The following is a 25,387-nucleotide window of genomic DNA, read 5'->3' on the forward strand; positions in this document are numbered from 1 at the left end:
AGAAATTTTTCGATATTTTTCATGATGACAAGAATAAAAGCAAAAAGAAAGGTCTTCGTTAAAGATAAAGTTTAAACCCTTAATAAGAACATGAAAACTATCTGGACGAATAAGCTGTAAGCACAGGATAATTGCGTAAAAAATACATTTATAGAGAGTTTTATCATGTCTAAAACACCATTATCAATCGTTCATCCTTGGCACGGACCAATGCTAACATGCGATGATTACGAATCTCTTTGTTGTTATATAGAAATCACTCCAACAGACTCTGTCAAATTTGAATTGGATAAAGACTCTGGTATATTGAAAGTCGATCGTCCACAAAAATTTTCGAACTTCTGCCCATGCTTATATGGTCTTTTACCAAAAACATATTGTGGAGAGCTTTCCGGAGAATACAGCGGGAAACAAAGTAATAGAGAGAACATTAAAGGTGATGGAGATCCTCTTGATATTTGCGTATTAACAGAAAAGAATATTACGCAGGGCAACATCTTGCTCCAAGCACGCCCTATTGGAGGGATTCGTATCCTAGATTCTGGAGAAGCTGATGATAAAATTATCGCTGTTTTAGAGGATGATTTGGTCTATGGAAGCATAGAAGATATTTCAGACTGCCCAGGCACTGTTTTGGATATGATCCAACATTATTTCTTAACCTACAAAGCTACTCCAGAGAGTTTAATCCAAGGACAGCCTGCCAAAATCGAGATTATGGGCTTGTATGGGAAAAAAGAAGCTCAAAAAGTGATTCGCTTGGCTCATGAAGATTACTGCAATCTTTTCCTCTAAATAAAAAGAAAGGCCGTTGCGGAAGAACCCCGCAACAACCTTCCCAACCAAGTTTTTTTCATCCTAGGGGATTTTATGAAGCAAACAAATAGCTTTGAACAAATCTATCTGCTTCCGTAACAATATTACGAATTTCTGGAAAATTCAAAAGACGTAATCCTTCTTGCAAGCTCAGCCACTGTACATCGCAAATTTCATTAGGATCCGCGTGCACCTCTCCTTTCACTTCCGCAAGAAAGTAGGTCACCTCTTTACGAACAAAAATTTCTTCTTTGTCATTAAAAGAATAGTTTTCCACAAATATTTTTGGGAAAAAATTAACAACTCCTAAACCAGTTTCTTCAACAAGCTCTCTCTCTGCGGCTTCCTGAGGGCCCTCTTTTTCCTCAGCATGCCCCTTAGGAAAACCCCAATGTTTTCCATCTGTATGGCAGATAAAACAAGCCTTTAAAGTACTTCTATCCGGAGTACCAAAAAATCTGATAGGAATAACGCCAAAAGAATATTCGTGCTTAGTTTTCATCATAGTGAAGGTTCATACCTCGAAAATAATATCGTTGAATTATGTCCGCCGAAACCGAAAGAGTTCGACATAGCTACGTCAACATCCCAATCCTGGGCTTTATTCGCAACCACATCAAACTCTTCTATTTCTGCTATCGGATTATCTATATTAATTGTGGGGTGCAACTTCCCTGTCTGAATAGCCTGAATAGTAGCTACAGCCTCTACCCCTCCTGCAGCTCCCAAACAATGCCCTATCAATGATTTAGTTGAATTCATTCGCAAATTTTTAACATGAGATCCAAAAGCCTTCTTCATAGCCAACACCTCAGATAAATCCCCCAAAGGAGTAGAAGTTCCGTGTGCATTAATATAATTCACACGTTCCTTAGGAATGCCAGCTTTATCCAAGGCTCCCAGTACACAAGCCGAGATTCCTTCCCCATCGTCTCTAGGAGCAGTAATATGAAAAGCATCACATGTTGTGTATGTTCCAAGTACCTCAGCAAAAATCGGAGCCTCTCTCTTCAGAGCATTATCAAGAGTCTCTAAAACAAGAACGCCCGCTCCCTCCCCAAGAACAAAACCATCCCGATCTCTATCCCAAGGACGAGAAGCCTGCTCAGGAGCATCGTTTCTCTCTGACAACGCACGATTCGCAATAAACCCAGCTAAGCCAACACGATTAATCGCAGCTTCGGTCCCTCCACAAACGATCACATCCGCGCGCCCCTCAATAAGATGCTGGTAAGCAGCATCAATGCAGTAGTTAGCTGTTGCACAAGCTGTTGAAATAGAATAATTTGGCCCCATCAAACCATAGTCCATAGCGATCAAAGCTGGAGCCATGTTAGTTATGATATAAGGGATAAAAAACGGTGATAATTTTCTATGTCCTGCTGATAATTTCTCGATTCCCTCATCAAGAGTCCGTAATCCTCCCATCCCAGACCCAATAATAACCCCACAACGATGAGGACCCGCAGGAAGGGTATCCTGATCCCAACGAGACATCGCGATCGCTTTTTTTGCAGCTACAACCGCATAGGTAATAAAAGGGTCGACACGTCTAGCTTGCTTCCTATCTAAATAAGGTTCTGGGTTAAATTCTTCTATCCATCCAGCAAAGCGTGTAGCATAGTCATCACAAGAGAAGGAAGTAATAGTGCGCACTCCACTAATCCCTGCCAATAAACTATCATAGAAAGATTCTATTTCATTCCCAAGGCAAGAGACTATTCCCATTCCGGTGACAACTACACGTTTTTTGTTCATACTTTCTCCTTTAAGAAGCTAGCCAATCAGACGTAATGATCACTCCATCTTTCCATAACTCTTCTAAGCAATACTGTTCTCGCACAGAAGAGACAAATAAATGGATAACGATAAAACCGTAATCAATAACAACCCAATCACTATGACTAAGTCCTTCCACATTTAATGGATAAACTTTTAGCTTTTTTAACTCCTCTATAATTGTATCCGCTACAGCCTTAACATGAACCCCGACATTTCCCTCAACAAAGACGAAATAGTCTGTTAACTGGGAAATCTTCTTAACATCCAAAACAACAGGATTGCGGCCCTTTTTGTTATCAATAGCTTTAACAATTACCTTTAATAAATTTAAACAAAACGAATCCATAAAACTGGCCTGAGAATACCCGATTATCTAAGATAAGGTCGAGCTTTTTTTCTAGAGAGCGAAAACCCCTTGAGCCAAGGCTCTCATGAATATTCCCCATTAAAAACTGTTCCTTTCCTCAGCGAGATTACCAGCCCTTAAAAGGGAGCTCTCACAACTAACACAGAAGCAAACCTCAGGCTCTAACTAAATCTTTACAAAACAGTTTTAGTTAAAATGTCTTTTCTTTATGACAATTGCCTGCAGCCCCTGAAGTAAAAAAACAGAGACTCGCTCTCCTAAGAACCAATCGCCTTTCCAGGATACGCTGTATACCTAGATGTTTTCTAGTCTTAAGTTTTCTAATTCGACAAAAAAAATAGTCAAAAGGTGATTAGCCTTTTGACTATTTTCTTTCCATTTATTCCTGAGTCTTTAAACAAACTGTTGCAGCTGCTTTTTCAGCTCAATAATAGCCAAATCTAATTCTTCAAGAGCTTTTCTGTCCTCTTCCACCATAGCACTGTACTGTAGTGCGCGGTCGAAATCTAACCCAGATCCTCCTAACAATTTCTTATCGCATTCAAACTTGGCTTTAAGCTCTTTGCGTCGCAACAACCTTTGCTCCAAAACCTGGCGCATATTTAACACTTTCTCTTTAGCATCTGGACAAGCCAGCATCTGCTCTTCTAGCCGTTCAAAAATATTTCTTTGCACGGCATTTATCTGATTATCCAACGCTACCTTTCTTGAATAAGGAAGATACGCCATCCTTCTTACAGCCTCTTTCAACTCAAGACAACGTTCTTTTGCTCCTTCCGGAAGCTCATTTTCTTTACATTGATTACAAAAACTGTAAACCTCGTCTTCTAAGGCTTGAATTGCTTCGACTCTTGCTTGTTCTACTTTTGCCTGTTGTTCTTTTGTTTCTTGCTCAAGTAAGGCTTCTCTATCTCGAACTACCCCTAATAAAGTTTGAATACGCCCCTTCAATAGAACGACATCGTCATGAACTAAAGAGACCCCTCGGATATGTTTAGAAATAACCTCTATCTCCTTACGGACCTTACCAATATCCTCATTATTCTGGAGAAGAGCCTCTACCTGATCCAGTCGCTCTTGAACATCTTTTACATTCTCAGCAGAAGTTGCTACTAAACGACTTTGTTCCTGACGAATCTCTTTTTCTAGACCTTTAAGCTGATCCCAGCATTGACTAAGGCGTAAACGAGTAGAAGAAAATACTGCGGAAGAGATTGCAAGATGCTTTGCAGCTTGCTGCAACCTCTTAATTTCTTTTCGCAGGAAAAAGACCGACTTTTTAAGAGTCTCTCTAGAAGCTTTTGAAAAATATTTTTCTACAAAATCTTCCACATCCTGAGCAAAAAGCTCGCTCACCTTTTCCGTTAACTCCTTTCTGCGAGGGAATACCTTATTTCCTAAAACCGACAACCTTTGGAAAAATTGACTTTTTAGCCTCATGCGCATACTAATATTCATCAGCTCTTTTCTCAGGTTGATAATTTGAGAAGAGAAGCCCCCCAACCAGCGCAAATCCCCATGCGTTGAAAAATAAACATCTTTGTGCGCAGCTAAACTCTGAATTCCTAAAACTGCTAAATCTTCTTTAGAAAGATCCTCTTGCTCCGTTTTTGAGAAAAACCCGCCGATATCAGACTCTAAACAAGAAATTGCCAACTCAATCTGCCCCACCAAGAAAGCGCCTTCCTCATCTTGCAAAGATTTCAGATGCCGACCTTCTCTCGTTAACTCGGTATAACGCTCCCAGAGACTCGCTTTTTGCGTAGGGTCTTCCAACTGCTGAAACAGAGGTAAACAGAACTTTCTTATCCCCCAGAATACCTTCAAATCACTATTTTGATCTGAATTCTTTAGCAAAGCTTTCATCTGCTCAAGAGCCAATAAAATTTTTTCTTCTACTGAGCTCCTTTCCGCAACTAATTGCTCAAAAACCTCTATTGACTCACACCCTTGGACAGCCTCCGCTGACATCTCTGAGGATGAAAGCTCTTCTTTAGCGTGATTATTATTTTCTAGTGTTTCCTGATTGCAGCAAACCACATGCTCTTGCTCTACTTCTGGTGTATTTGAGCACTGTTCTGGATTATCCATATGATAAACTATTGGTTAGTGTGAGTCTTGACAAAAAAAACAATTGGTAGTCAAAGTTTGCTCTGGCAATGCATTATCGTCAACGGTTTTATGGGATCTTCAGCAAGAATTTCTTTCCAAGAAGGGCTTCACCTTTTTCTCTTTTCCCCCTTGGAAGAGCTTCGTATCCGCGCAGATTCTCTGCGTAAAGATCGCCATCCCCAAAATGTCGTTACTTATGTTTTAGATGCCAATCCTAACTATACAAACATTTGTAAAATAGATTGCTCTTTTTGTGCTTTCTACAGAAAGCCGTATGCCCCTGACGCCTACTTGCTCTCTTTTGATAAATTTCGTCAACTAATGCAACGCTATGTTCAAGCCGGCATCAAAACCGTTTTACTGCAAGGGGGAGTACATCCAGAAATCGATATAAATTACTTAGAAACTCTTGTATCGATAACCAAACAAGAATTTCCCTCTTTACACCCGCATTTTTTTTCTGCAGTAGAAATCTCTCATGCCGCTCAAATATCAGGAATTTCTACAGAGCGTGCTCTAGAACGTCTTTGGGAAGCAGGACAACGCACAATCCCTGGAGGAGGAGCAGAAATCTTATCCGAACGCATCCGTAAACTCATATCTCCTAAAAAGATGGAACCTAATGGCTGGATACAATTCCATAAACTTGCGCATCGTCTAGGGTTTCGCTCGACTGCAACCATGATGTTTGGACATGTGGAGAGTGCGGAGGATATTCTTCTGCATTTGCAAACTCTCCGAGATGCTCAAGACGAAAACCCTGGATTTTTTAGCTTCATCCCTTGGAGTTATAAGCCTAACCACACAGCTTTGGGAAGACGAGTTCCTCACCAAGCATCTCCCGAGCTCTATTATCGTATTCTCGCTATTGCAAGAATCTTTTTAGATAATTTCGATCACATCGCAGCATCTTGGTTCGGCGAGGGGAAAGAAGCAGGATTACGGGGGCTGTTCTATGGAGCCAATGATTTTGGGGGAACTATTCTCGATGAAAGCGTTCACAAATGCACAGGGTGGGATTTACAGAGTTCAGAGCAAGAAATCCGTACAATGCTCCTTGACGCAGGCTTTACTCCTATAGAACGTGATACGTTCTATCGTCCACTTTCTTTTGTTTAATCAAAAACTAGCCACATAGAAAGTAGTCTTGCGCTATCTTTTTGGCCATATCATCGAGAGTCATCCCCATGGGATGGAGCTCTTTGAACAGAGAATAACGCTTAAACCACGTGCGCTGTTTTTTCGTATAACGCCAAGTGTTAGCAATGAATTTTTTCCTAACAATTTCGAACAACTCTATAGGACTCCCTTGATCTAAAAATTCTATCCATTCTCTATATCCAATTGCCCGAGATGCCGATGTATTTTCTCTAATCCCCCAAGCTAAAAGAGTTTTGATCTCATCCAAAAGGCCTTCTTTTAACATTTGGTCGCATCTCTCCTCAAGATTATGGCGTAATAGCTCTGGATCTGGGGATAAAAACCAACCTCGACAATGATATTCTTCTGATTTATTGACTGTGGATTGCCAAAAATAGCTAGACACCTTATTCCCTGTCTTCCGAATTATCTCTAAAGCACGAATGATTTTATTCTTATCGTGTTTGGTGATAGTTGCTGCATAAGTTGGATCCAATTTCTCTAATTCTTGATACAGAGCACCTATCCCTAATTCTTGAGCCTCTAATGTAAGTTGCTCTCGTAAGATAAAATCCGGAGAAGGACCAGAAGGAGGGCCAGCTAGAAAAGTATGAAAATAAAATCCTGTCCCTCCCACAAGAATCGGAACTTTATTTCGCGATAAAATATCTTGACAAGCCTGTATAGCATGATAATAGAAATCAACAGCATTAAAAGACTCTTGCACATGACAAACGTCGATCAAGTGATGAGGGACAGCTTTACGAATGGCTAAAGAAACCTTTGCTGTTCCTATATCCATTCCCTGGTATACCTGCATGGAATCTACTGAAACTATTTCTCCATCAACAAGAGGGGCTAACTTGAGAGAGACCGCAGTCTTTCCAGAGCCTGTTGGTCCTGCTAACAAGATTACTGTTCGTTTAAACATTTTTGAAAAAGATTTTTGAGGATCTGAACACACTGCGATGCTAGCAACAGATCCTGAAGAAATTGGTGAGGGCATATTTTAAAAATCACTAAAAGATTCTTGTTCTGTTTTACGCATGGTGATTACTTTATCTAATCCTGCGATACGCATGATATCAGCAACCTCATCTCTAAGACAACAGATACAGAGCTTCCCCTTATGATTTTGTGTTAATTTTGCTAATGAAAGAAGTAATCGCAGGCCAGCACTACTCATATAAAAAACTTTTTCCATATTTAAGAGAACGTTCACCCGACCTTTCTCAATAGATTTTGTCAAAAAATCTTCTAAAGTAGGAACAGTTACAGCATCCAAATCTCCTTTCAAAGTCACAATAAAAATATTTTTATATTCTCTTGCTATCCATTCCATAGTTGTTCTCTCTAATTCAGCTTTTTATTTAATGTGATGAAATCCTTGACGAGAGGTATCTTTTCTTTTTATTTTCAAATAAGGTTTTTTAGTTTTTTTTCTTTTAAAAAAGAAGTACTCCAGCTTCTTCTTGTTTGATTTTGGAGGTTGTCTTGGCTCCTCGCGCTCCTTCTTTTCTTGTACATATATTGCGTTTTCTTTTTGCTAAAGGCCCTGTTTATTCGCTCCCTTACTCTTTTTTTTGCGTTTTTATTAGCATTCTTATCTTTCTTCCTATAGGCCTTTGGTTCACTCTTCCTAATTTTCTAAACTTTAAACATTCTTTAACTCCTATTAAAACGCTGTTCCTTACTTGCACTGAACCCCCTTGCCTTCCAGAACCTTTTTTCTCAGATTTATTACACCTTTCTGCAGATTCCCCTCTCTTTTTACAAACTTTTTCTACCAAATCTGCAGAACACTCTTTACATGCATTGGGGGTATTTTCGTTTCTTACTATTGAGAAGGTTCCTGATCACAAAGGGCTTGCTATTTCTTATGCTTTGCATAAGCCCTTAGCTTTTTTAGGAAATAGAACAAACACATTTATTGGTTTTGAAGGGCAGATCTTTCCCGCTCTCCCTTTCTTTCATTCATTGAATCTCCCTAAAGTCTTCTTTTCTCAAGAAGCTCTTATGCTCCCTCGCCTTCCCCATCCACTGTTATCTATTGTAAAAACTTTAATAAGCACCCTAGAGATAGACCCTCCTCAAACTATCGATCTATCACAACTAGACCATTATCCTGGTGAGTTTATAGTTTCATTGTCTTCCGGTACCCTTTTGCGTTTTCGCAAAGACTCTTTTCTTTCCGGGATCAAACATTATCAACAAGGCATTACCCACGGCGTTTTTTCTCCTCAACATTCCGTCATTTGTGACCTTCGCTGTAAGGACTATCTTTTGCTTAAATGTAAGTAAAGAAATTTTTCTACTATAATCCCGAAGGAAAATAGCCCATAGGGGCCTGTAAGCGAAAATATTGACGCTTTTTTAGAATTTCATATATCCTTCGCATGATCTTGGGCAAGAGCCTCTTATCAAGATTTTTATTTCTCAATTTGATTTAGATTTTATGGAAGATTTTGCAGCGTATATCGTTAAAAATTTAGTCACTGATCCTAATTCTGTCGAGATTCGATCATCCGAAGATAGCGCCAGCGCAACCATTAAGCTGGAAATCCGTGTAGCCTCCGAGGACATTGGAAAAATCATCGGTAGAAAAGGACAAACCATACAAGCATTAAGAACTATTCTGAAACGCATCGGTGCCAGATTACAGAAGAAAGTTCTTATTGAGCTTACTCAACCAGAAAGCAATACTCTTATGAATGACGAAGAGTTATCGTTAGATTACATGACGGTATCTTCCGTCGAAGATTTCGAGGAAGATTCTACTTTCATTGAAGATGAAGAGCCTACAGCCACCGTACGCACTCTGGCTGGCGCATGCCACAGCTGCAGCTGCTCTCATCATCATGATTAGTCCGGTTGACCTCGAAAGGGACTTTCTGTGATCTCTCCCCTTTTGAGGGTCACCTCACAGCGAACGCTTGATCTACAAAAGAAGTCGATATCAAGCGTTGGCGTTGATCAAATCGCTGTAGCCCATCTATGATCAGTTGGTGGGCAATCTGCTCATGACTCCATCCCTTACGAATAAACGCTGTAAGAAAAGGGCTTGCTCCTGTCATTCCAGGAATAGGATTCATCTCTGACAACCAAAAACTTCCTTCATCATCAACAAAGAAATCAATACGGCAGAACCCTTTTCCCCCTAATAAACGATAAACTTTTTCTGCTGCCTCGAGTAACTGCTTTTGTGTATTTTCAGGAAGATCAACATCAAATACAATCTGAGCGCTAGGTCTACCACCTAGTCCATATTTTTCTTGGTAATCAATAAACCCTCCGCTTCCACGTCGCTCATGCATTCCTGCAACGAAAAAAACTCCTGCCCCATCTCCTAAAAAAGAAACTTCTATTTCCCTACATCCTAGCCGATTCTCTTCGATAAAAACGTCTTCGTTTCGTGCAAAAGCCTCATTAATAGCGTCCCGCAGCTCAAAAATATCATGAACTTCAAAGATTCCAATACTAGATCCTAAATGGACAGCTTTAACAAACATTGGGAAAGAAAAGGCATCTGTTATCCGAGTCAAGCACTTCTCTTGTTCTTGCTTCCACCCCATTAATGTGAGCGGTAAATACGGAACGACAGGAACTCCTAAGTCACTCATAAAACGCTTAGTAAGCACTTTGTTCATTGCTAAAGCAGAAAAAGCTACAGAAGGGCCTGTATATGGCTTCCCTATTGTCTCTAAAAAACCTTGCATAGCCCCATCCTCACCATAAGGGCCATGTAATATCGGTAGAATCACATCAATCTTTTCTAATTTCTCTGCTATTTCAGAAGAAAAGACTGATTTCCCGTCCCCTTCTGAAGATGCAAAGGAAGAAATACTATGCCACAACCCATCTCTAGCAACTAAAAAATAACTAACATCATAAAAAGTAGAAGGAAGACATTTTGCCAAATTTTGAGCAGATAGAATGGAAATCTCGTGTTCACAAGATTTCCCTCCACAAATAATCCCTAAAGAAAGCTTTTTCGGTTCAAAATCCCGTAAACTTTCCCCTAAAGCTACAATATCACCGGCTCCTAAAGCTACACAAACATCATGCACACGAATGCGCTTCTCTAAAAAACACTTCAGACTTTTGTAGGGAACATAATGACATCTGACTAGAGACTCTCGACTAATGGCCTGAGCAAGTTCTTGATAAGAGACCTCTTCTCTCTCTTCTCCTGCGCTGTATACCTCTGTCAATACCACTTCATCAGCACTTTTAAAAGCTGACGGGAAACTTTCAATACATTCTTTCAACCGGGAAAAACGATGCGGCTGACAAATAGCCATAATACGACGCTGCCCTACAGCACTACGCACAGCACGCAATGTACATGTGATTTCCGAAGGATGATGCGCATAATCCTCCAAGAATAGAAATCTTTCGGAGAAGTTCTTTCTCTGTAATCGCCGTTGTACTCCCCAAAATCCTTGCAAAGCATTTCTAATAGAACATTCGTCTATTCCTAATGACAAAGCAATCCCCATAGCAGCGGCAGCATTCATGACATTATGCTCACCAATCAGCTGCAGTTCTATATCCGAATACTCTACTTCACGATACCTCGCAGTAAAATACACTCTCCATCCCTCTTGACGATAAGACAGTATGCGTAAATCACAAGAAGCAGAAAATCCAAATGTATTTCCTTTCAAACACGAACACAGTCGTGGACAATCCCCATTGTACCAACAGATTCGAGCGGTTTTACAAGAAAACTCCTTCAAAGAAGCCAATAATCGCTCCCGATCTCCTCCAAAGTTAGATAGATGCTCATCATCTACATTGGTAATTACAGAAAATTCTGGAAGATAATTCCGAATAGACCCATCGCTCTCATCAGCCTCAGCAACAAAATATTCGGAGCCTGCACCGCCATTTATCCCTTCTTTATTTAAACCGCCTATCGCAAAAGAAGGAGTCTTTCCAGCTTCTTGTAAGATTGCCGTAATCAAGGAAGAAACGGTGGTCTTTCCATGGCTTCCTGTAACAAAAATGGAATTTTGATCTCGAGCAAGTTCCGACAACAACTCTGCTCTATGAATAAGACGACATCCTCTACTTTGCGCAGATAGGAATTCAGGATTTGTTTTAGCAATCCCAGAACTGTATATAACTTCTGCTCCTTCAGGAACATTCTCTTGCTGGTGCCCTAAACAAAACTTCGCCCCCTTCTTTTTTAACTTTTCTATCACTTTGCTTTCAAAGAGATCACTCCCAGAGACTCTATATCCTCGATCGAGAAGAATATGTGCCAAAGCACTCATTCCTATCCCACCAATGCCAATAAAGTGGTAAACCAAGCTTTTCATCGTTAGCCTATAGAGATTCACAAATAAACTGATATAGTGATTTGAAAGATTTTTTCTGCTGAGCAAGCAATAAAGCCTTGCGCCTATTTTCACTAGTTGCAGGATCTAAAGCAAGCAAAACCTGCTTACTCAAACTTTCTTCCGTTAAATACTTTTGCAAAATCATTACCCCCCCACCAAGGGTTTGCGTGAAAAATTTTGCATTAGCTTCTTGATGTCCATAAGCCCCAGGATAAGGGATAAGGATAGCAGGTACTTGAACCCATAACAACTCATTAAGAATCGTCGCACCAGATCGCCCAATCATTAGATCGCTTGCCTGCAAAACGCCTAGTATATTGTTATCGAAGGAAGTAACCGTATGCTCAATCCCAGCTTCCTTATAAACACGTGCCACCGCCTGAAAATCTCCTTTAGGGCCTATAATGTGGTAGACATGTAATTTTGAATAATTTGCTCGAATACGAGCCAATGCTTTAGGCACAATTTCATTCAAAATTTGCGATCCTTGAGATCCCCCAATTACACAAATAACAGGAGAAGCGTCAGGGAATACCAATTTTTCAGCTACCTCCCTTACAGGAAGAAAAACCTCTTCTGCTCGACAGCGAAAATGTTCACCAGCTGCTGCAAATGACATTCCCACTCCTTTAGCAAAACGAGCAAATAGCTTATTCACTTTTCCAGGTACAATATTCTGTTCATGAAGAAATAAAGGGATTCTCTTCCTAATAGAGGCAAGCATAGCAGGGAGAGAATGATAGCTTCCAAAACCTATCGCTACATCTGGAGAAAAATCCTTGATCTGTTGAAGAGCTGCAACATAGCCTTGATACAATTGTCGTGCTCCAGAAAACATACGATTAATACGCAAAGAAAAGGGAGATCCTGCCGGGATATCACAATATCTTACATCTGAATCCTTCCCTAAAAAAGAGGCTAGTCCCTTCCCTAAAAGCAATACTTCTATACTCTCTTTAATAAATGTCTCTCTTGCTGCTAAAGCGGGAATGATGTGTCCTCCTGTTCCCCCCACAGCCAATACGATTTTGTTGATTTTCCTCATCACATATCCTTAATAGCAATCCAATGCCACACATATTAGCAATTAAAGAAGAACCTCCCTGACTAAAAAATGGTAAATTCACCCCTTTGCTAGGTAATAGACCAGACACAACTCCTAAATTAATAAAAGCTTGCATTCCAATGATCACAGTGATCGAAATGGCAAGAGTAGCTCCTGATAAAAGGGATGCCCTCATAGCAATGACATATCCGCTATAAATAACCCCCATATACAGAAGAATCAATAGAAGCATTCCAATAAAACCAAACTCCTCAGCATAGATAGCAGCAATATAATCATTTTGGGCTTCCGGAAGATATGTCAATTTCTGCAAACCTTTTCCCGGACCTTTACCCAACATACCTCCTGATCCTGCAGCAATCTTTGCTTGATAAGGCTGATGCCCTTTCCCTTTAATATCTAATTCCGGGTGTAAATACACTTGTAAACGATTCCGAACGTAAGGCAATCGATAAGCAAAAGTACCTCCAACACAAAGGATACAAAGTAGAGGAACAAGCCAATAACGTAATTTTACTGCAGTTACAATAAACACTGGGATCAATGAAAAAGCGATTACTGCAGCCGACCCATTATCTGGCTCAATAGCTATCAAAAAAATGGGAACAAACAGCACGGAAACGAAAGCAACAAAGTACTTAAAACTACTCCGAATAGCAGCCCTTGTAGTTAAATATTCAATCGCAACACAAGGAACTAAGTATTTAACAAACTCAGAAGGCTGTAGCGTTAACTGACCTACTCCTAACCAACGTCTAGCCCCATTTCTACAAACTCCTAAACCAGGAATCAGAACTATTACCAGAGCAATTCCTACAACAATAAGGAGCAATGGACTCAATTTAAGAAAATCTTTCCATCCTAGGACATAGACTAATGAAGAAACCCCCAACCCCAGACCTAGATAAGTAATTTGCCGGATCAACGCTTTATGTGTACTACATGATAAAGCGCGATCTAGAACCTCTGCTGAAGAAGTATCAAATACCATAATCAACCCGAGGGAAAAGATCCCTAATAAACAGGAAATCAGGCACCATTTCATAGTAACAGCTAGAAGCCTAACGAATTCGTAATCTGTCTCCTGGACGCAACCTACGAGCCTTTTGCTCGTCTAGCCCGTTCAACTTTAGTAACTCATCTAATCGAATCCCATTACTCAAAGCAATAGCCCAAGGACTATCTCCTTCCTTAACAACGTAATAGTCTTCAGGATTCGGGGTTTTTACTTGAATATCTTGTTCTACTTTACTTGTTTTTGGCACACGCAAAACTTGTCCTATCTGCAATTGCGTCGAAGACAAATCATTGAACTGCATTAGAACAGAAACTGTGGTATGATGTGCTCTGGCTATCCGCTCTAAAACGTCTCCTTTTTTAACAATCACTGTAGAAAATTCTTCTTTCTCTTGAGGTTTGTCTGGAGCAACGGTACTGACAACAGGAATTTCAGGAATAGTAGAAGTAGAGATCTCTTTGGAAACAGTAGGAGCTTCTTTAGGAGAGAGGCTCTTCTTATCGGTCTCAGAAGGTAGATTTTTATCTGTGAATTGCGCAGCAAGTTCTGCCTTAGAGACTACGGGATTTCTAACAACCTGAGTAGGCTTCGCTATCACCTCAGGATTCTTCTCCGGACTTGGCGATGCCTTGGCAACAACAGGAACCGGCTCTAAAATTTTAATAGGCGATATCTTTTGTGGATACTCGATCTCTTGCTCCGAATGCCGTGCAGTTACAAATAGCACTACCAATAGCACAGCATTCACAGCAGCAGCTATAATCATCGTGTTTCTACGATTCATAACAGAACCTCTTCCATCCCAACCAACTGCTTAAACATTACCCCACGCTCTTCATAGCTCCGGAATTGATCAAAACTAGCGCAAGCTGGAGACAACAAAACTACATCTCCAGGCACTGCTTGCTCTTCGGCACATAGCAAAGCCTCTTGTAAATTCCCAACTACTGTTACCGGAAATTCTTCAAGATCTCGAGCAATCTCCTGAGCACACTCCCCCATAGCAATCACACACTTAGCAGTCTTACGCAAAGAAGGAAGTAGTGAGGAAAAGGCGCATCCCTTACTTCTCCCTCCGAGAATAACAATCGCACGATTTCCTATGCCTAAAAGAGCTTTTTCCGTAGCACCTACAGTGGTTGCCTTACTATCATTGATATAATATACGCCTCGCTTTTTTCCTAGATACTCCATCCTATGCGGAGGCTTTTTAAACGTCGCTACAGCCTCTATAAAAACGGATGCCGGTATCGAAAATTCTGCTTTAGCAAGGAGATAAGCACAACAGTAGTTGTACTTATCATGCAAGTACAATGGTTTTAATGCACTTTCTTTATCGAGTAAACGAACGAACGTCTGAACTTCTTCGACGTAAACACGTCCACAAAAGCTCTCATCTCCAACCCAAACATCTCCTGGTTCATGCATGCATAAGGCTAGGTTCTGTTTTGCTCGACAGTATTCCGAAAAATTGCCATGGTAATCTAAATGATTATTCGAGACATTCAGAATCATACCTCCTGATAAGGCTGGATAATGATTCTCTTGATCCGCAAGCTGAAAGGAACTGATCTCTACAATCCGTACCCCATGATTCTGCATGCCATCCAAGATCGGAATCCCTACATTCCCCATAGCGAAAGCTGGAATCCCAGCTTTTTTTAACAGATGTTCTAGAAACAGCGTTGTAGTAGTTTTTCCTGTAGTTCCTGTAATTCCAAAAGCTTTCATTTCTAAAAATTGTTCGCTTTGAAAAGCAAGCTGAATATCTGTCATGACAGGAATTTGCAGAGCTCTTGCTGCTTTTACCCACGGATGGTCTTTGGAAACACCGGGAGAACGGACAACATAATCTATTTGCGCAGGGAAATCTGCATTCTCTGAATATTTTTCATGAATATGAGGACAATTTTGCATGGCGTAACTAGAACTATCCACGCCTAATACATACACCCCCCTTTGAACAAGAAAACGCGCAACCGATCTTCCTGAGATACCTAATCCAATGACAGCAGCACGTTTTAATCCCATCCACGCCTCCACTAATTCCAAAATACTGCGACGATCCCGATCACAACACAGACAAACTCAACGAACCAAAAATTACGCACGACAGCTTTTTCTGACATCCCTTTATACTCGTAGTGATGGTGTAGAGGGGAACAAAGAAAAACCCTTTTTTTTCTTAGTTTACAACTCCCAACCTGTATAATAACGGATAGAGACTCAAGAACAAAAATGCCTCCCATAAATAGCAACATAAACTCAGCTCGTAGCAATACGGCACTGATCCCAAGCATCCCACCTAAAAATAAAGATCCTGTATCTCCCATAAAAATGCGAGCAGGAGATCGATTGTAATATAAAAATCCCAAACAACTTCCTGCCAGTGCAGCCAAAAGCACACCACAAACTAGAGTCCATGGAGCACTACTTGCAAAAGTAACAACAAGCATTCCTAAACAAGCCATAACCATAGCTCCTGCCGCAAGACCATCTAATCCATCGGTAAGATTAACGGAGTTACTCGTTCCAACAATCGCAAGTGTTGCAATAGTAAAACAAAAGAGATAACTCAACCAACAATTAGGTAGAGATATTCCCCCAATAAAAGGAAGCTGCATAAGCAGAAAACTTTCTTTATAGGCAGCCATGATAGGAATAACAGCTCCTACAGCCAAGCCATTTTGTATCAAAAATTTGCGTTTGGCAGATAAACCATGACCAGTCTTACGTTGATTTTTGATTTGGTCATCGTGCCAACCTAACCACCCCCATAGGAGAGCCACCCCAACAAAAAACCATGTCAACCAAAGATCCCAAGGTAACAAAACAAGAAACACAAGAATTACTGCACAAACAAAAACGAGTCCACCAGCTGTGGGAATACGAGCTTTATCCTTATGTAGTAACACCAATGTTTCACAATAATCTTTGTGGATCTGGTCTTGTACACCTCGTTTTTTTAACCAAAAAATAAGAGGTTTTGTCAATACGAGACTAAAAAGCAGTCCTATGAAAAACGCTTTCAAAGCATATAATAGAGAGAACATCTTTTTTCTCTTTTTTTATGAAGGAGACTGCTCACAATAAGCTCCTAATCTCCAACCTAAGTCTCCAAAACACAATAAAAACTAGAAAAATTTAAAAGGTAGCCGCTCCTCTCCCCCAAAAGGCCTTTATTCTCATCTAAGAAATAGAAAAGCACGGCAACAAAGTCTCTAATTCTAAACTACGTGATCCTTTAAGAAGAATAACATCTCCCTGATGAACTAAAGGCTTAACCACATCAATAATCTCACTCGCAGAGCTATAAAAGCCTGTTAGACAATCAGTATCCTGTACCACTTCCTTTACGGGTAACCACTTCTCTCCAACAAAAAAGACAACATGCGCCTTTTCTACAGCTTTTCTTGCCACAGCAATGTGACATTCATCAGAATATCTCCCTAGCTCCGCCATATGCCCTAAGATGAAAATAATTCTTCCTCCATCAGAAGGCATAGGAACGGCATCTAAAGCAGCAAACATGGCATCTGGACTAGCATTATATGCATCATTAATTACTCGTATGCCATTACGCTCTTTTTGTTCAAAACGCATGGAAGGCAAGAATAAAGACGGACTTACCTGCTCTAAACGATCCATAGGAACATTAGTAATCCAAGCTAGAGCTACGGCAATAATAAAATTCATATACGCAGGAGAATAAGGGAACACCACTGGTAATTCAATATCTCCATCGGGAGCACTAATTAACACACCTTCAGAGTGAATCGCTCGATAATAAAAATCTGCTGTTTCATTCTTCATAGAAAAAGAAAACTGTTCAGCAGCAGGATTTCTCTTAGCGAAAAAACTAAACCAAGAAGAATCTTTTGGCATTAATTGTACTCCACATCTTTCTAAGAGTAGGCTTTTCTCTTCAACGATCCCTTTGGCTCCTGTATCGAGAAAATTCATTGCATGTTGTACATCAATATGTGTAATCACACCAATTGTAGGCTCGATGACTTCCAAAAGACTCTTCATATTGTTAGGTTCAGAAACCCCCATTTCTAACAGAAGAAAATCTTCATCCCCATCTGCCATTAATATACTTAAAGGAAGCGTGAGCTGCGAATTGTAACTTTTCGGACTTGCAAAGACCTTATAGGAAGAAGAGAGGAGTTGGCTTGTAAAACTTTTTGTTGTTGTTTTCCCTAAAGAGCCAGTGATTCCAATCACTTCCCCCTGAAATAACGCTCCCTGAATTCTGCCCGCTTCTCTTAGAGACTCTCTAGGATCCGCTACACGTAATAATTGTAGTCCATGATCTGGCCCATGGTAATCATTCGCCACCACAGCAGCAACAGCCCCAGATTGTGCTGCCTGTTTCAAAAACATATGCCCATTTGTTCGCCCTCCAGGGAGAGCAAAAAACACATCCCCAGGTAGTACAAGCCTACTGTCAATAGCGACTCCGGTCACCTTCTTTCCTGAGTGAGGAACTTTGATATCTAACAACAAAGAAGCCCATTCTTCTAATAAAATAGGGCGCATAACAGATCTCCTGGCTCCAAGTAGAAAATAAAAAACTCAACTCCCTCACATGAAACGAAATCTTGGAGTCTGTTCTGCCAAAACTCATTTCCTGAAAAAGTTTCCTTCTTCCTTTAGTACCTCTAAAAATTATTCTATATTCATTATCAATTCAACATCTAAAAAGAAACGCTCCTTTCACATAGAAAAAACTTTAAGTCAAAATCAACATCGCATAAAAAAGATTCAGTAAAATACACTCGGTTATTGACTTTTCTCTATAGCATCGCGTACACTCAGATATTCTTTTGGTGGCATCGCCAAGCGGTAAGGCCGAGGCCTGCAAAGCCTCTATCCCCGGTTCGATTCCGGGTGCCACCTTCTTAAATCTCGTTGTGATCTAACAGATGAATTGATAGTGTTCTGGGTATAGAGAATCCTTCTCAAAGGTACCCTTGCTATGCTTCATAAAAATCATAGGATGCACTACAATACGATTCATCAATTATTCACAGGCATTGATAAAACTTATCAGATAGTACGGGGATTTTATGGTCCTGCGTGTTTCTCTTCTGCGAAAGATTTTTTCAAAGGAAGGGGGCACCATATCCTTTCACGGATAGAACTTCCTGATCCTTTCGAGCATATTGGTGTGTGCTTTGCGCGCTCCTTAGCCAAACAAATCTACGATCGTCATGCAGACGGAGTGATCTCCTCCATTATCCTTCTAAGAGCCTTCTTAAAAGCTGCTCTTCCCTTCATAGACCAAGGACTTTCTCCCCAACTCATTACTTCTGCTCTTATAGCAAGAGAAGAGGCCGTTTGCTCCCACCTTCAATCGCATTCTTTTCCTTTAAAAGATGCTTCAAAAGTACCAGGATTAATTCGTTCCCATCTTCCCGATCCTCTTATTGAGAATATTTTCGCGGAAGCTTTTGCTCATACCGGACAGAAAGGAACAATCGCTCTGTCCCTAAACAGCGCCCCCTCTCTTCATTTAGTCCAGGGGTTGCAAATTCAAAAGGGCTATCAGGTTCCTTCTTTTTTCCCTCAAGACTCTTTTCATGAAAACCCCATTGTGGCTCCTAAAATTTTCGTCATAGACCAGAAGATCCATTCCCTATTCCCTTTTCTTCCTCTACTCAAACAACTCTCCGAAAGACAAACGCCTCTTATTATCTTTTGCAAAGACGTCGCTCCCGAACCATTAGCCACCTGCATGGCAAACCGTATCGCAGGACTTTTAGATGTCCTTATTGTAACTATTTCTGATCCTCTACTTCTTGAAGATATTGCGCTCCTTACAGGTACCACAGTCTTTTCTACCCCTCCTTTTTCCAATAAACCGCCTATAAATCTCCCCTTACTAGGATCTTGTACTTGGGCAGAACTATCCAGAGATCAAACCCTATTAGTTTGCGACAATCTTATTCCTGAAGTCGTGAAATTAAAAATTCGCCAACTTGATCATGCTATACAAAATTCTGGAGATGAACACTCTCGAAATATTCTTGAGAAACGAAAATATCGCTTAGAACATACCCTTGCAGTTATTCCTACTAGACAAGACAACGCGCCTTTATATCAATTGGTATTAAACACTCTGAACACAGCCAAAGAATCCGGCTTTGTTTTAGGAGGAGGAGCAGCTCTTCTTTATGCCACTCAAAATCTTCCAATGCTCCCCGCATATTCTCAAGAAGAACATGCTGCAACTCATATTTTACAAACAGCCTGCCGTTCTCTCTTAGAACAACTGGTTAACTCTGTGCATATGGACGGGAAACTTGTCGCTGACAAACTCTGTGCATTGGGAACACCAAGTCTTGGCTTTAATGTTCTTTCACAGCAAATAGAGGATATGATCTCAGCGGGGATAATTGTACCACTACAGACAGTCATGGATACGTTTTCCTACTCTCTACATGCTGCTATAGATCTTCTCCAAGTTTCTTACACAACACCTCTTTTTCCCATGACAAAAGAGAAAAATACTTAATTTTTACTCACTATCTGCCTATCATAAAAAAGAAAGATCTTTTTGATATCTCCGCTTTATGTCGAAAAAGCCCTCTACAGTCTTTAGACTTATCCATTGCTCTGATATCCATTTTTGTGTCCTTCCAAAAAATCCTTTCCAATGCTTCAACAAACGTTTTAAAGGATTATTACGCCAACTTATGGGGGGAGTATCTTTCCGAGCTCGTGCTATCTCTAAGCGGTTTCCACAACTCGTAAAAGAACTCGAAGCTGATGCTGTCTGTGTAACTGGAGATCTCACTATCACAGCTCTTGGTGCAGAGTTTCGCTTGGCTAAAGAGTTTCTCAATCGCATAGCATCCCTTGCTTCTGTATATATAGTTCCTGGGAACCACGACGTGTATACTTATCGAGCATTAAAGAAACAGACTTTTTATTCATATTTCCCAAATTCTGAACTCCAAACTCGCCGTATAGCTTTTCAAAGACTTACCCCCATATGGTGGCTAGTTTTATTAGACTGTTCCTGCTTTAATGGCTGGTGTGCTGCAAATGGTAGGGTAACAGCTTCTCAAATCCACGATTTAGAACAGTTCCTTTCTTCGCTCCCTCCTTCCGAGAAAGTCATTATAGCTAATCACTATCCGCTCTCTCCCACAACAAGGCCTGCCCATGATTTATTGAATTATGCTCCTTTAAAATCTTTGTTAATGAATTTTCCTTCAGTACAACTGTACCTACACGGCCATGACCATCATGTGGAACTCGATCATCTCCCTCCTTTAGTAATAAACAGCGGCTCATTAACTCTTCCCTCAAATGCTCGTTTTCATGTTATAGATTTACATCCAGAAGGGCGGTATCAGATTTTTACGGCAGCATTAACCAATCTTATGGAAATAACTGCACCGTTAAAAATCTCTATTGAAGAAACTACCTTCTCTTTATAAGCTCTTTGTACCAAAGTTTAGAACTTCGAACCCCGAAAACTTACTATGAAAGAAAAAAAAGTGCTCGAAATATCCCCAGAAGCCGCCCTTTTGAAAAAATTGCGTGACCGGGCTATCTCTCAGCAAGAAATTCAAAAAAGAAAATCTTGGGTAGAAAAATTGGCAGCTATGCCCGTATCAACAAGAGATCATATGGAAACGAAAGAATCTCCAGAACCTTCTCAATTGTTCCGAAAAATAGCAGAACGCCTTCTCGAAAAAGGGGCTTAAAGCCCCTTTGTTTTATTTTGATACACGGGACTCGTAACTTCCTGTTCGCGTATCTACCTTTACAACTTCACCCTCTTCAATAAAAATGGGAACCATAATCTTTGCCCCAGTGTTTGTTGTTGCAGGCTTCAATACCCGCCCTGACGCCGTATCTCCGCGAACCCCAGGAGCTGTTTCTGCAATAGATAGCTCCATAAAAATTGGGGGCTCAACAGAAATCACTTCCCCATTGTAAAGAACAAGAGTATACATTGTATCTTCTAACAGCCACTGCCGTACATTTTCCAACTTCTCCCAAAAGATCAACTCCTGTTCGAAGGTCTCATCATCCATAAAGGTAGCACCTTCCTGGTCTGTATACAGGAGACGCATCTGCTGTTCCCGAACATCGGCAGTTTCGATAGACTCCCCAGATTTAAAAGTTTTTTCTATCACACGCCCCGTCAGAAAATTTTTTACTTTAATTCTATTAAAAGCCTGTCCTTTCCCCGGCTTAACAAAATCATTCTGTAAGATTATATAAGGTTGGCCATCGATCTCAACACGCAATCCTACACGAAATTCACTAGTGCTTACACGAACCATAACACGCTTAACCCGTTATCTTTTCCTCTCTATGTTATCGTTCTCTCCTAAGCTTTGTCCAGAAGAATGTCATAAGGGAAATTCTTTCCTTCTTACAAAAAAGAAAACTATACTTTTAAGCAACACAACTATTACACTTCCGAGAACAACTCATACCTATTTAGCCTAGAGTTCTTAGAAAAAATGTTTTTTCTAAAAAAAAAGAATTTCAATTATTTATGGATCTTAATCAGAAAAAAATTAGCGAAGAAACTATCGCTTGCGACATGTTGGAGCGTTATACTGGCTCAGCTACTCAAGACTTTCAACCGTATCTTCTCCTCACCAACTTTGCCTATTATGTAGATGTTTTTGCAGAAATTTATCAGGTCCCTGTTTCTCAAGGATCTATGTTTTCTGCAGCACATGCTCCTCAAATCCGTACCTCTATCATTGATTTTAAATTAGGATCTCCAGGAGCGGCACTTACTGTAGATCTATGCTCTTTTCTTCCCAATGCTTTAGCAGCACTTATGTTGGGCATGTGCGGAGGTCTACGCTCGCATTATCAGGTAGGGGATTATTTTGTACCTGTTGCTAGCATCCGGAAAGATGGAACATCGGATGCTTATTTTCCTCCAGAAGTTCCAGCTTTAGCTAACTTTGTTGTACAAAAAACCATTACAAATATTCTAGAAGCTAAAAATCTTCCCTATCACATAGGAATCACTCATACAACAAATATTCGTTTTTGGGAGTTCAACAAAGAATTTCGTCGAAAACTGTTTGAAAACAAAGCTCAAACTGTTGAGATGGAATGCGCAACTTTGTTTGCCGCGGGATATCGCCGAAATCTTCCTTTGGGAGCTCTCCTACTTATCTCTGATCTACCTTTACGAACAGACGGTATCAAAACAAAAAAAAGTAGTTCAACAGTCTTAGCAATACATACAAAAGAACACATACTAACCGGCGTTGAAGTCTTCGCTTCCTTACAAGAAAAAGTTGGATCTGGGATTAAGAAAACGAAAGGCTTGCCTCATATGGAATTTGGGCAAGCCGATGATGCTTTATCTGAACAGACTGGTATTTCCGACAAAGATTTCTAAACAGAAAGAATTCTTTGAACAATGTTGTCTACTGTAAAACCGCAAGCCTCTGCTACTTCTCGCGGAGCCCCGGACATGCCAAACCCGTCCATAGCAATAGCTAGGCCCTGGCTACCAATGTATTTATACCAACCTAAAGCTGTACCTGCCTCTATGGAGACGCGTAACCCTAACTCTCCTCCAATTACGGATTCTTGATACTCGGCTTCTTGTCGATCAAACAGTTCCCAACAGGGGAATGAAATCACTCGCACACGTTTATCCATGGACATAAGACTTTGTGCAACCTCTATAGCTAAATGAACTTCTGATCCAGAAGCGCATAATGTATAATCAGGACTTCCTCCTTCTTCTTTTACTATAATGTAAGCCCCTCTACCTACTCCTTCTTTAAATGAACATTTTGTTTCTTGGAGAGTAGGAAGATTTTGTCTAGACAAAATCAAAGCTGTTGGACCTGAATTCTCCAAAGCTGCTAACCAAGCTCCTTTAACTTCGTGAGCATCTGCAGGACGAATTACTCTTAACCCAGGAATGGAACGTAGAGACATAATTTGCTCTACAGGTTGATGCGTAGGACCATCTTCCCCAACGAAAATTGAATCATGTGTGAACTGGTAGATAACGGGAAGCTCAGACAATGCCGCTAAACGAATTGCAGCTCGTAAATAATCTGAAAAAACTAAGAAAGTTCCTCCAAAAGGACGGAAGACTTGGCTATATGCAAGTCCATTCATAATAGTTCCCATACCAAATTCGCGTACTCCATAGCGAATATTTCGACCAAGAAAATGGAGAGCACTGATAACGGATTCCTTAGCTATCCAAGTGCCATCTGAACTAGAAAGATCCGCAGATCCTCCTATTAATGCTGGTACATTTTCTGCAATGACTTGGATCACCTTGTTTGATACAGCTCGCCCAGCTATAGACTCCGGCATATCGACTAAATTCAATATCTCTTCTAATTCTTGGGTAGAAATTTTTTGAAATAATCGAAGATATTCTTGATGCTGCTCAGGGAACTGTTTTGACCATACACGGAACCGTTCTTGCCATTCTTCTTGCAACTTTTTGCCTTCCTGTTGTTTTGCAAGAAAGAACATTTTTACTGCTGATGGGACAAAAAATTTCTCTTCTGGGAGGTGCCAAAAGTTTTTTGTTTGAGCAACCCCCTCTTCTCCTAAGGGAGATCCGTGAGCTTTATTCGTTCCCTCTTTAGGTGATCCATGACCGATAATTGTATGCGCAATGATCAAAGTTGGTTTTTCTTGCCCTTTTTTGACCTTTGTAAATACCTGATGTAAACTTTCAAAATCATGCCCATTGATTTCAAAAACATCCCATCCATAGGCCAAAAATCTTTGTTTTGTGTCTTCGATGCTAACGTCTTGAAGCGTCCCATCTAAAATAATCTCATTATAATCATAGATAAGAACAAAGTTATTTAGCCTTAAGGAACCAGCAAAGCTACAAGCTTCGTGGCTCACCCCTTCCATAAAACAACCATCGCCTGCTAAGCAATACACTTTTGCATCAAAGATAGTAGCTTCTGGACGATTGAATCTGGCTTCTAGCATTTTCAACGAAAGTGCCATTCCTACAGCATTTCCAATTCCTTGTCCCAAAGGTCCAGTTGTAGCTTCAACACCATCCGTTTCTCTAAATTCCGGATGTCCAGGCGTTCTGGAATGAAGCTGACGAAATTGCTGAAGATCCTCCAGCCCTACGTTGAATCCGGCTAAATGTAAGCAAGAGTACAAAAGAGCAGACCCATGTCCTGCAGATAAAACAAATCGGTCTCTATTGATCCAATGAGAGTCCTTAGAATTGTATCTTAATACATAACCATATAAATAAGCGGCTAGTTCCGCACATCCTAAAGGCATTCCTGGATGGCCTGAAGAAGCTTTTTGAATGCTTTCAATACTCAACTGTTTGATAGCACCTGCTATCTTTCCTAAGATATCTACATCTAATTCACTATTCCCAGCCATGTCCTTTTTCCTTTAGCAGAAGTTGACTACCTTTATATGAATACACAAACTCAATACAGAATCGAAAGTTTGTCGATAAGAAGAATAAAAAACTATGAACTCCCTAGAAAACATCTCAAAAATTGTTCAGCTCTATCCGAGAGCTAGCTGATGATAGTAGAGAATCAACAATAATTTGACTAGGACTACGGCTAACAAATCCTACAGAGATCAAAAAAAGAGAAAAACAGAAACAAAAAAAAGGGAAGAGAGCGACTAGAATGGCTCTTCTCCCTTCTTCTTTCAGTCTATGACTAAGAATTTTACATTAAAAAATGCTTGGCAACGACCTACTCTCCCATACTCTTGTG

Annotated in this window: 23 protein-coding genes and 1 tRNA gene; 9 read left to right on the forward strand and 15 right to left on the reverse strand. The window is 40.4% G+C overall.

What is annotated here, in order from left to right; genetic code table 11:
- Positions 1 to 165 precede the first annotated feature (165 nt).
- Entirely contained in the window at positions 166 to 795 is a 630-nt protein-coding gene (locus tag IJ490_RS02070; protein ID WP_291893008.1) for an inorganic pyrophosphatase, read from the forward strand.
- Positions 796 to 868: 73 nt separating this feature from the next.
- Here IJ490_RS02070 and IJ490_RS02075 read toward each other — a convergent pair whose 3' ends face one another.
- The 4 genes from IJ490_RS02075 to IJ490_RS02090 form a co-directional block, all read right to left on the reverse strand.
- Positions 869 to 1,321, reverse strand: coding sequence for an NUDIX domain-containing protein (locus IJ490_RS02075; protein WP_291893011.1), 453 nt, complete (start codon positions 1,319 to 1,321; stop codon positions 869 to 871).
- Complete coding sequence (fabF, locus tag IJ490_RS02080; RefSeq protein ID WP_291893013.1) at positions 1,318 to 2,574, reverse strand: beta-ketoacyl-ACP synthase II; 1,257 nt, start codon at positions 2,572 to 2,574, stop codon at positions 1,318 to 1,320. Before fabF ends, IJ490_RS02075 begins: the two co-directional genes overlap by 4 nt.
- A gap of 10 nt (positions 2,575 to 2,584) precedes the next feature.
- Positions 2,585 to 2,944 (reverse strand): ribosome silencing factor, encoded by a 360-nt coding sequence (rsfS, locus tag IJ490_RS02085; RefSeq protein WP_291893016.1) that lies wholly within the window; start codon positions 2,942 to 2,944, stop codon positions 2,585 to 2,587.
- 414 nt (positions 2,945 to 3,358) lie between these two features.
- The gene (locus tag IJ490_RS02090; RefSeq protein ID WP_291893019.1) at positions 3,359 to 5,056 is read right to left on the reverse strand and encodes a hypothetical protein; all 1,698 of its coding nucleotides are present in this window, start codon (positions 5,054 to 5,056) and stop codon (positions 3,359 to 3,361) included.
- A 90-nt stretch (positions 5,057 to 5,146) separates the two neighbouring features.
- On the opposite strand from IJ490_RS02090, the gene mqnC reads away from it, so the two are divergent.
- Positions 5,147 to 6,196, forward strand: coding sequence for a cyclic dehypoxanthinyl futalosine synthase (gene mqnC / locus IJ490_RS02095; RefSeq protein ID WP_291893107.1), 1,050 nt, complete (start codon positions 5,147 to 5,149; stop codon positions 6,194 to 6,196).
- A 7-nt stretch (positions 6,197 to 6,203) separates the two neighbouring features.
- Here the strand turns inward: mqnC and miaA are convergent, their stop codons facing one another.
- On the reverse strand, positions 6,204 to 7,223 hold the full coding sequence (gene miaA / locus IJ490_RS02100; protein ID WP_291893022.1) for a tRNA (adenosine(37)-N6)-dimethylallyltransferase MiaA: 1,020 nt from the start codon (positions 7,221 to 7,223) through the stop codon (positions 6,204 to 6,206).
- Positions 7,224 to 7,226: 3 nt separating this feature from the next.
- Positions 7,227 to 7,559 carry an anti-sigma factor antagonist gene (locus tag IJ490_RS02105; RefSeq protein ID WP_291893025.1) on the reverse strand — a complete coding sequence of 111 codons (333 nt, stop codon included), beginning with the start codon at positions 7,557 to 7,559 and terminating at the stop codon, positions 7,227 to 7,229.
- Between the two features lie 152 nt (positions 7,560 to 7,711).
- Here IJ490_RS02105 and IJ490_RS02110 point away from each other — a divergent pair, with 152 nt between their 5' ends.
- Together IJ490_RS02110 and IJ490_RS02115 are read left to right on the forward strand one after the other, a co-directional pair.
- A complete protein-coding gene (locus IJ490_RS02110) occupies positions 7,712 to 8,518 on the forward strand; it encodes a hypothetical protein (RefSeq protein WP_291893030.1) in 807 nt (268 codons plus the stop codon).
- 154 nt (positions 8,519 to 8,672) lie between these two features.
- Positions 8,673 to 9,083: a KH domain-containing protein gene (locus IJ490_RS02115; protein ID WP_291893033.1), complete on the forward strand. Its 411-nt coding sequence runs from the start codon at positions 8,673 to 8,675 to the stop codon at positions 9,081 to 9,083.
- 49 nt (positions 9,084 to 9,132) lie between these two features.
- On the opposite strand, the gene IJ490_RS02120 is transcribed toward IJ490_RS02115, so the two are convergent.
- The 7 genes from IJ490_RS02120 to murF form a co-directional block, all read right to left on the reverse strand.
- Positions 9,133 to 11,541, reverse strand: a complete 2,409-nt coding sequence (locus IJ490_RS02120) for a bifunctional UDP-N-acetylmuramate--L-alanine ligase/D-alanine--D-alanine ligase (RefSeq protein WP_291893035.1) — start codon at positions 11,539 to 11,541, stop codon at positions 9,133 to 9,135.
- A gap of 7 nt (positions 11,542 to 11,548) precedes the next feature.
- On the reverse strand, positions 11,549 to 12,607 hold the full coding sequence (gene murG, locus IJ490_RS02125; protein WP_291893039.1) for an undecaprenyldiphospho-muramoylpentapeptide beta-N-acetylglucosaminyltransferase: 1,059 nt from the start codon (positions 12,605 to 12,607) through the stop codon (positions 11,549 to 11,551).
- Positions 12,519 to 13,673, reverse strand: coding sequence for a putative lipid II flippase FtsW (gene ftsW / locus IJ490_RS02130; protein ID WP_291893042.1), 1,155 nt, complete (start codon positions 13,671 to 13,673; stop codon positions 12,519 to 12,521). The genes murG and ftsW overlap by 89 nt, the downstream gene beginning before the upstream one ends.
- A gap of 16 nt (positions 13,674 to 13,689) precedes the next feature.
- The gene (locus IJ490_RS02135; protein ID WP_291893045.1) at positions 13,690 to 14,430 is read right to left on the reverse strand and encodes a LysM peptidoglycan-binding domain-containing protein; all 741 of its coding nucleotides are present in this window, start codon (positions 14,428 to 14,430) and stop codon (positions 13,690 to 13,692) included.
- Entirely contained in the window at positions 14,427 to 15,677 is a 1,251-nt protein-coding gene (murD, locus tag IJ490_RS02140; RefSeq protein ID WP_291893048.1) for a UDP-N-acetylmuramoyl-L-alanine--D-glutamate ligase, read from the reverse strand. The genes IJ490_RS02135 and murD overlap by 4 nt, the downstream gene beginning before the upstream one ends.
- Positions 15,678 to 15,688: 11 nt before the next feature.
- Positions 15,689 to 16,699, reverse strand: coding sequence for a phospho-N-acetylmuramoyl-pentapeptide-transferase (gene mraY, locus IJ490_RS02145; RefSeq protein WP_291893051.1), 1,011 nt, complete (start codon positions 16,697 to 16,699; stop codon positions 15,689 to 15,691).
- Between the two features lie 136 nt (positions 16,700 to 16,835).
- Positions 16,836 to 18,188 carry a UDP-N-acetylmuramoyl-tripeptide--D-alanyl-D-alanine ligase gene (gene murF / locus IJ490_RS02150; protein WP_291893055.1) on the reverse strand — a complete coding sequence of 451 codons (1,353 nt, stop codon included), beginning with the start codon at positions 18,186 to 18,188 and terminating at the stop codon, positions 16,836 to 16,838.
- 289 nt (positions 18,189 to 18,477) lie between these two features.
- Here murF and IJ490_RS02155 point away from each other — a divergent pair.
- The 4 genes from IJ490_RS02155 (at position 18,478) to IJ490_RS02170 (ending at position 21,367) form a co-directional block, all read left to right on the forward strand.
- Positions 18,478 to 18,548, forward strand: a tRNA-Cys gene (locus IJ490_RS02155).
- Between the two features lie 79 nt (positions 18,549 to 18,627).
- A complete protein-coding gene (groEL3, locus tag IJ490_RS02160) occupies positions 18,628 to 20,166 on the forward strand; it encodes a variant chaperonin GroEL3 (protein ID WP_291893058.1) in 1,539 nt (512 codons plus the stop codon).
- 58 nt (positions 20,167 to 20,224) lie between these two features.
- Positions 20,225 to 21,097: a metallophosphoesterase gene (locus IJ490_RS02165; RefSeq protein ID WP_291893062.1), complete on the forward strand. Its 873-nt coding sequence runs from the start codon at positions 20,225 to 20,227 to the stop codon at positions 21,095 to 21,097.
- A 45-nt stretch (positions 21,098 to 21,142) separates the two neighbouring features.
- Positions 21,143 to 21,367, forward strand: coding sequence for a hypothetical protein (locus tag IJ490_RS02170; protein WP_291893065.1), 225 nt, complete (start codon positions 21,143 to 21,145; stop codon positions 21,365 to 21,367).
- A 12-nt stretch (positions 21,368 to 21,379) separates the two neighbouring features.
- Here IJ490_RS02170 and efp read toward each other — a convergent pair whose 3' ends face one another.
- Positions 21,380 to 21,952: an elongation factor P gene (gene efp, locus IJ490_RS02175; protein WP_291893067.1), complete on the reverse strand. Its 573-nt coding sequence runs from the start codon at positions 21,950 to 21,952 to the stop codon at positions 21,380 to 21,382.
- Positions 21,953 to 22,170: 218 nt separating this feature from the next.
- Between efp and IJ490_RS02180 the strand changes: the two genes are divergently transcribed.
- Positions 22,171 to 23,040, forward strand: coding sequence for an AMP nucleosidase (locus IJ490_RS02180; protein ID WP_291893069.1), 870 nt, complete (start codon positions 22,171 to 22,173; stop codon positions 23,038 to 23,040).
- Here IJ490_RS02180 and tkt read toward each other — a convergent pair.
- Entirely contained in the window at positions 23,037 to 25,037 is a 2,001-nt protein-coding gene (tkt, locus tag IJ490_RS02185; protein ID WP_291893072.1) for a transketolase, read from the reverse strand. The genes IJ490_RS02180 and tkt overlap by 4 nt on opposite strands.
- Between the last annotated feature and the right edge of the window lie 350 nt (positions 25,038 to 25,387).

Origin of the sequence: Chlamydia sp. (genome assembly GCF_017472245.1) — a bacterium.
Lineage (GTDB): Bacteria > Chlamydiota > Chlamydiia > Chlamydiales > Chlamydiaceae > Chlamydia.